Here is a 6,571-nt window from a genome sequence, read left to right on the forward strand (position 1 = left end):
GTTAGCTAACGTCAAGGCAATGAACAAAGTCATAAGACTAGGTATGCCTGTTAGTTACCGAGTTGAGTAATTAGAGTAAGTGTCATTAGATCAGTACGTTACGTGAACTATTTGATCAACAACGCCTCATGAATATGCTCAAGCAATGCGACTGTGGTGCGCCGAGCCAAAAAGTGAAGATGAAGAAAGCGGGTTGGAACGATGATTATAGGGCAAGAGTCTTCTTTGGGTTATAAATCCATCAAAGTATGCTTCCGCCCTGGGGGACACGGGGGGGGGTCCAAGCCACTATTTCAAGCCGTAGACCCAATGACCTTGGTCTTTTTCCGCTATATCACCGCCGTCATTGGCCTGTCTGTCATCTTCTGCTTTACATCACGCAGCCAAAGCCTGAGCAAAGATTTGGGTGGCTCACTTAAAAGCGACCACAAAGATATTGTTAAAATTGCACTGTGCGGCATTATCGGTCAGGGGGCTTTCTCCTTATTTAACTTCCTGTCGCTGTTTCATATTGGTGCCACCGAAAACGGTATTATTCAGGGGATGCAGCCTTTTGCCACAGTATTTTTCGGGATGCTGTTTATGAACTTTCGCATGAATAAAGTTCAATGGTGCGCCTTTATTACCTCAGTTTTGTGTATTTACGCCATGAGTGTTGGCCCAACAAACAGTATTGACGGTGGCACACCTACGCTGGGTTATATCTATGTGACCTGCTCGATGTTGTCTCTGGCGTGGACAGCTCACCTGCGTGCTAGCTTGGCTGACAATTACGGTTCTGTGGTGTCTATGCTATACCAGTATATCTCGGTGGCCGTGGTTGGCTTCTTTGCGGTTATCGCCATGGGGCTGGATTTGAGCCAAATCTTTATCATTCTTGACAGCCCGCTGCTGATTTTCCTCTGGCGGCAGCTACCTCATTCAGCTGTACTCATTTAAATGCAACGGTGTAGAGAAGGCCACGATGCCGCTGGTCGGGTATGTCGTTGCTGTCATGACTTTGGGCGAGCAGATGGAGTTGAGCAAAACCATTATCGTTACCTTGATTGTGATCGCACTGTATATGTTTACTCGATTAGAAACTAAAGCTGATGCCAAGGCAGATACTGCCAACAAGGCACCGGCGTTGGCACCGCAAAAGGCTTAGTTCGCGAGCGGACTGTAAACTGACTTAGCCCTGTTGGCATGGTGCCGGCGGGGCTTATTTTTGACCGTGATTTGTTATCTTCTAAGCCTTTGCCCGCCCTTAGCTAAGCCCGTTATCGCCGCAAGCTGCACCGCAAGTTGTTAACGACTTATACGCTCATCCACGCTCCTGTTGAGCCAAACTCTGTGTCCCGAGCACGTTATTGTCATCAATATCCAGAGGTGCCACCAAAAGGGAGGGGTTCTGTTGGTTTTGGCTTGCTTTATCAATCGCCTATTTGCGCTATGCCTTGGAGAAGCGTTGAGGCGGCTGGTGAATGTCCTGTGGGGGCGGCTACTGGGCTGTTAATAGCGCAGTGAATACTTAAGCCATGCCAACTAAAAACATGAAGTTTGTCACATTTGGGTGGAGACATGGTTACAGGCTTGTTAGCATAGGGACTAATTAGCTGAATTTTTATCATTTTTGGATATCCATCCAAGTTTGGCTGTCAGGAGAATAAAATAACAATCGGGAGTCTTTGTGGAACCTAATACTTATACGCTTATTTCAATTGGAATATATTTTATCGCCATGTTGGCGATTGGGCTTTACGCCTATAAAACCTCAACCGACGATGTGTCGGGTTATATGCTGGGCGGACGTCGCCTAGGTCCTGGCATCACGGCACTTTCTGCTGGTGCATCCGACATGAGTGGTTGGATGCTCATGGGGCTACCAGGCGCCATGTACGTGGCCGGTATGTCGCAAATTTGGATTGCCGTCGGCCTGTTGATTGGCGCGTTAGCCAACTACTTAATTGTGGCCCCAAGGCTGCGGGTTTATACCGAGCTGGCCAATGATTCCATCACCATTCCCGACTTCTTTGCTAACCGCTTTGAAGACAAGGAGCGCTACCTGCGAGTATTCGCCTCGGTGGTAATCATCATCTTTTTTACCCTGTATACCTCTGCCAGCTTAGTTGCCGGCGGCAAGCTGTTTGACAGCTCATTCGGCATGGATTACAGCACGGGACTGATTGTGACTGCGGCAGTGGTGTGTGCTTACACCTTGTTTGGCGGCTTTTTGGCCGTGAGCATGACCGACTTTGTGCAGGGTTGCATTATGTTTGTGTCGTTAGTGTTGGTGCCAGTGGTGGCCTTTACCGATCTTGGTGGGCTTGACAGCGTAACCACTGAAGTGGCTGCCATCGATCCTAAGTATTTGGAGTTGTTTACTAATGCCAGTACCGGTGAGGCGCTGACAGCGCTTGGCATTATCTCCTTATTGGCATGGGGACTGGGCTATTTTGGTCAGCCGCATATTATTGTGCGATTTATGGCTATTCGCTCGGTTAAAGCGATTCCGGCAGCGCGTAATATTGGTATGACGTGGATGCTAGTGTCTATTGTCGGCGCCTTGGCGACCGGATTTGTGGGCATTGCCTATGTCAACGAAACAAAAATAGTGCTGGAAGATCCTGAAACGATCTTCATTGTTTTTTCCCAGTTCTTATTCCACCCGCTGATTGGTGGGTTCCTGTTGGCTGCGATTTTGGCCGCGATTATGAGTACTATTTCGTCTCAGTTGTTGGTGACCTCAAGCTCGCTGACCGAAGACTTTTATAAGACCTTCTTGCGTAAAAACGCCACCCAAAAGGAGTTGGTGCAAGTTGGCAGAATGTCGGTATTGCTGGTGTCGGTGGTTGCCATCATGCTCTCTTGGGATCCTCAGAACTCAATTTTAAATTTGGTCAGTAATGCTTGGGCAGGTTTTGGTGCCGCATTTGGACCAGTGGTTATTCTGAGTTTGTATTGGAAACGCTTTACCCGTAATGGGGCATTGGCCGGTATGTTAGTGGGGGCGGCTACTGTGCTGTTTTGGATTTACGCACCGATCACCATCAATGGCGCTTCGTTGAGCTCAGTCATCTATGAGATAGTGCCCGGCTTCATTTTATGTACCCTTACTTGTGTTGTGGTGAGCAAGCTTACCGCCGAACCTTCTGATGCAATGAAGCAGGTTCATGAAAAGGTTGAAGACGCTATGCGTGAAGCCAACAGTTAATCGCTGCATAGTATGAGCAAAAACCGGAACTCATGTTCCGGTTTTTTTAGGGATAAAGTACCAAAAAATATAACAGGCAAAATATAACAGGCCACCCATCTTAAGCTGAAAATTTATCGGGCAATTTATCGAACGAATTTATCGGGCCACCCATTTTAACCCGTAGTTCACGAACTCTCTTACCAAGGTCATCCTCATCTCGAGGCAGTCATTAAGTAGCTAGCCACCGAATTAATGAGCCAGCCTTTGAATTATTTACTATGCTGATGGGTGTTGTTGATGTTGGAGCCTGTTATGCCGCGTCCAAGAAGAACTCAAATCAGTATTGAAGACACGCCTTATTACCACTGCTGTAGCCGCGTTGTCCGCCGCGCATTCTTGTGCGGGGATGATAAATTTTCAGGTAAAAACTACGACCACCGGCGAGATTGGGTGACCGAGCGCATTCAAGTGCTCGCCCAAGTGTTTGCCATTGATGTGGCGGCCTTTGCTGTGATGTCTAATCATTTGCATTTGGTGCTGCGAGTCGACATTGATAGCGCTAATGCTTGGAGTGACAAACAAGTGGTCGAGCAATGGCATCAATTGTTTAAAGGGGATGACTTAACGCAAAAGTTTGCCCAAGGCGAGCTGGTGGCTCCTCATGATGTGATACGACTTAAACATGCCATCGCCATATATCGCAGTCGCTTGTGTGATATCTCTTGGTTTATGCGCTGCTTAAACGAACCTATCGCCAGACAAGCCAATCAGGAAGATGGTTGCTCGGGCCGATTCTGGGAGGGCAGGTTTAAATCGCAAGCCTTATTGGATGAAGCAGCAGTACTTGCCTGCATGGCTTATGTGGACTTAAACCCAATAAGGGCAAACGAAGCCGCTACCCCAGAGCAATCAGATTTCACCAGCATTCAACTGCGAATACACGCCGCGCTCAAGGGCGAAGAACCCCAAGCTTTACTGTCATTTCAAGGCGGTGAGCACGCAGGGCAGCCCATCGGTCTTAATTTTGAGTTTAAGGATTATCTTGAACTCATTGAAGATACCGGGCGAATCATCCGCGATGACAAGCGAGGTTCGATACGAGAGGGCAGCAGTCGCGTACTGAATCGCATCAACATGCCAGCAGAGCGCTGGTGTAAACTTATCACCGAATTTGGCAAGCTATTTCATGGCCCAGTGGGCACTACGCCAGAACTCACACTATTTTGTGAGCATTTACAAAAGCGGCGACGACACTTTGCTAAAAGTTGTCAGTATTTAAGCTCGGACATTATTTAATAATCTTAAAATTTCACCCGTTCTATTTCCTCATTAAGCCATGAGTTAGAGTACTATGGCCAAAATTTTGAACTGTTCAGTATGAATGACTGCTTATTGATAAATATAGTCAGTACAGCATTTTAATTAGAGACTCATTTCATCAAAAATGGCTATTTGATTTGATGTTTGTTAATTAATGGCAATGTTATTGATTAACAGTGAGTGCTGTTGATACTATTTTTTAATATGGGTGGCAAATTTTTAGCCGATTTTTTTTGGATGCAAATATATTTTGTTCTTATATTTGGGATGGTTTATATATTCTGCTTTTGACTGAGATGAGGCGTTTTTTTGTTGTTTGAATTTTTTGTGTTTCTCTTGGTGTTTTTTGTGAGCGATTTGTGTTGATCTTTGCAAGCAAAACATTGAGCTGCTCGTATGATGTGGCTGAGCTATGATATAATTTCTATCGAATCGCATTCAGACTTAAATGTAGTTTCAACTCTTATTATCATTTGGTAAGGCACTGAATAATAATGTTTTTCAAAGTTTAAATTGAGCACTTCTAATGAATACATAGGGCTTGTGCTTTAGTTAATTAAGTATTATTGGTAGTGGGTTTATGAAAAGTTTTTATTTGATTGGAGCTTTTGCTTCTTTTGTTTTATCATTTTTTGTTGTTGATTTGTATGTCGATGTTAGCAAGGATAGGTTGAACAGTAAGTTTTTAACTAACATTCTTTTTATCAGTGATGCAATATACAGATTTAATATAAATAGTCTGAATAGTGAATACGTTACTGTTGCAAAGGATGACGTAAGTCATGGTGTTATCGTTGCTGATTCTCATAATGAAAAAGTTAGAAACTTAGGCGGTGATATTGATCATTTATTTTCGGTTTTGAAGAACAATCCAATTATATCTGACAATTTATGGACTGTCGGAGTTGTATATCCTGAATATGTGATCACAAAACCATATCGAATAGAGTATGAGGATCTCTATAAAAGAGATACAACTAATGGTAATTACCTTGAACGTCTTTTAACATTGGAAGATATTGATAAGTCGTTAGAATCCAACGGCCTAACTGTATTTGAAACAGTCAGTGTGTTCGGCCCTTATGTTGAAGTAGGCACAAATAAAGAGTTATTCTCTATATATTACCCTCTCTATTTAGATGGCATCGTTTTTTCAGTTTTAGTGATTGATGTAGACAGTGATTTTTTAGATGACTTCATTGTAGACTTTAACGCCAACAATTTTACTTGGTTTGAGTTGTCTGACGATCACAATATACAGGCTTGCTCGATTGTCGAGAAAAGCTTTGCGCTTCAAGTTGATAATGAAAAGGTGGGTTTGGTCATCAAAACGCCAGTGATATACAGTGTCATGGCCATTATGATTTGTACCATGATGTTATTTGGTTGTTTTTCAATAGCTGAAGCGATTAGAAAATTCTACCTAGATAGTAAAATAGATAGACTTTCAGGTTTTTATCGTAAAGATAGATTTATCAATAAAAAAATGTCAGTATCTTCAATTTGCTTGATTGATATTGATCATTTTAAAAAGATTAATGATGTGCATGGTCACGTTGTTGGCGACATAGTGATTTCAGAGGTGGCCAATCGTATTAAATCCTCTATCCGTGCAACAGATCTTGCCATTCGTTGGGGGGGGGAGGAGTTTGTGGTTATTTTTAATGGCAAAATTTCTTATGAGAAATTGAATAAAAAAGCGAATGACTTACTTAGTGCTATTAATCGAGAAAAAATCAATCAATTAGATGTGACTATATCCATAGGTGCCATTCATTCGGTATTTGATATGCCATTGCAAGAAGCATTTTTATCTGCAGATAAAGCGCTTTACGAGTCAAAAAACTCTGGTCGGAATAGAATTACGCTATATCGTCATTCTTGATTAAATTAGAGCAATCGCTAATGTGATTGCTCGTGTTAGAACTAAATTATTACTGTCAGTTTAGTCAGGGGCAGATCATGAACGTTTTTTGCCCAATGGCAAATCAAAATTGACCTAATGAGCTAGCTGTGATCTTATGCTCCTCTTTTGAGGAGTTGCCATGAATATAGATACCATCAAAGAGCATTTCA

General features: G+C 43.2%; 5 protein-coding genes. All 5 read left to right on the forward strand.

Annotated elements, in window-relative coordinates:
• Nucleotides 1–309: 309 nt before the first annotated feature.
• The 5 genes from KU855_RS18340 to KU855_RS18355 all read left to right on the forward strand — a co-directional run bounded on the left by KU855_RS18340 (nt 310) and on the right by KU855_RS18355 (nt 6,380).
• Nucleotides 310–939, forward strand: a complete 630-nt coding sequence (locus KU855_RS18340) for an EamA family transporter (RefSeq protein ID WP_256261127.1) — start codon at nt 310–312, stop codon at nt 937–939.
• 25 nt (nt 940–964) lie between these two features.
• The gene (locus KU855_RS18975; protein WP_256261128.1) at nt 965–1,147 is read left to right on the forward strand and encodes a hypothetical protein; all 183 of its coding nucleotides are present in this window, start codon (nt 965–967) and stop codon (nt 1,145–1,147) included.
• A 573-nt stretch (nt 1,148–1,720) separates the two neighbouring features.
• Nucleotides 1,721–3,193 (forward strand): sodium/proline symporter PutP, encoded by a 1,473-nt coding sequence (gene putP, locus KU855_RS18345; protein WP_218532679.1) that lies wholly within the window; start codon nt 1,721–1,723, stop codon nt 3,191–3,193.
• Nucleotides 3,194–3,487: 294 nt separating this feature from the next.
• Nucleotides 3,488–4,471: a transposase gene (locus KU855_RS18350; RefSeq protein ID WP_218532674.1), complete on the forward strand. Its 984-nt coding sequence runs from the start codon at nt 3,488–3,490 to the stop codon at nt 4,469–4,471.
• A 604-nt stretch (nt 4,472–5,075) separates the two neighbouring features.
• Nucleotides 5,076–6,380 carry a GGDEF domain-containing protein gene (locus KU855_RS18355; RefSeq protein WP_218532676.1) on the forward strand — a complete coding sequence of 435 codons (1,305 nt, stop codon included), beginning with the start codon at nt 5,076–5,078 and terminating at the stop codon, nt 6,378–6,380.
• The last annotated feature ends 191 nt before the right edge of the window (nt 6,381–6,571 follow it).

It is taken from the genome of Shewanella sp. NIFS-20-20, from assembly GCF_019209865.1.
Taxonomy (GTDB): domain Bacteria; phylum Pseudomonadota; class Gammaproteobacteria; order Enterobacterales; family Shewanellaceae; genus Shewanella.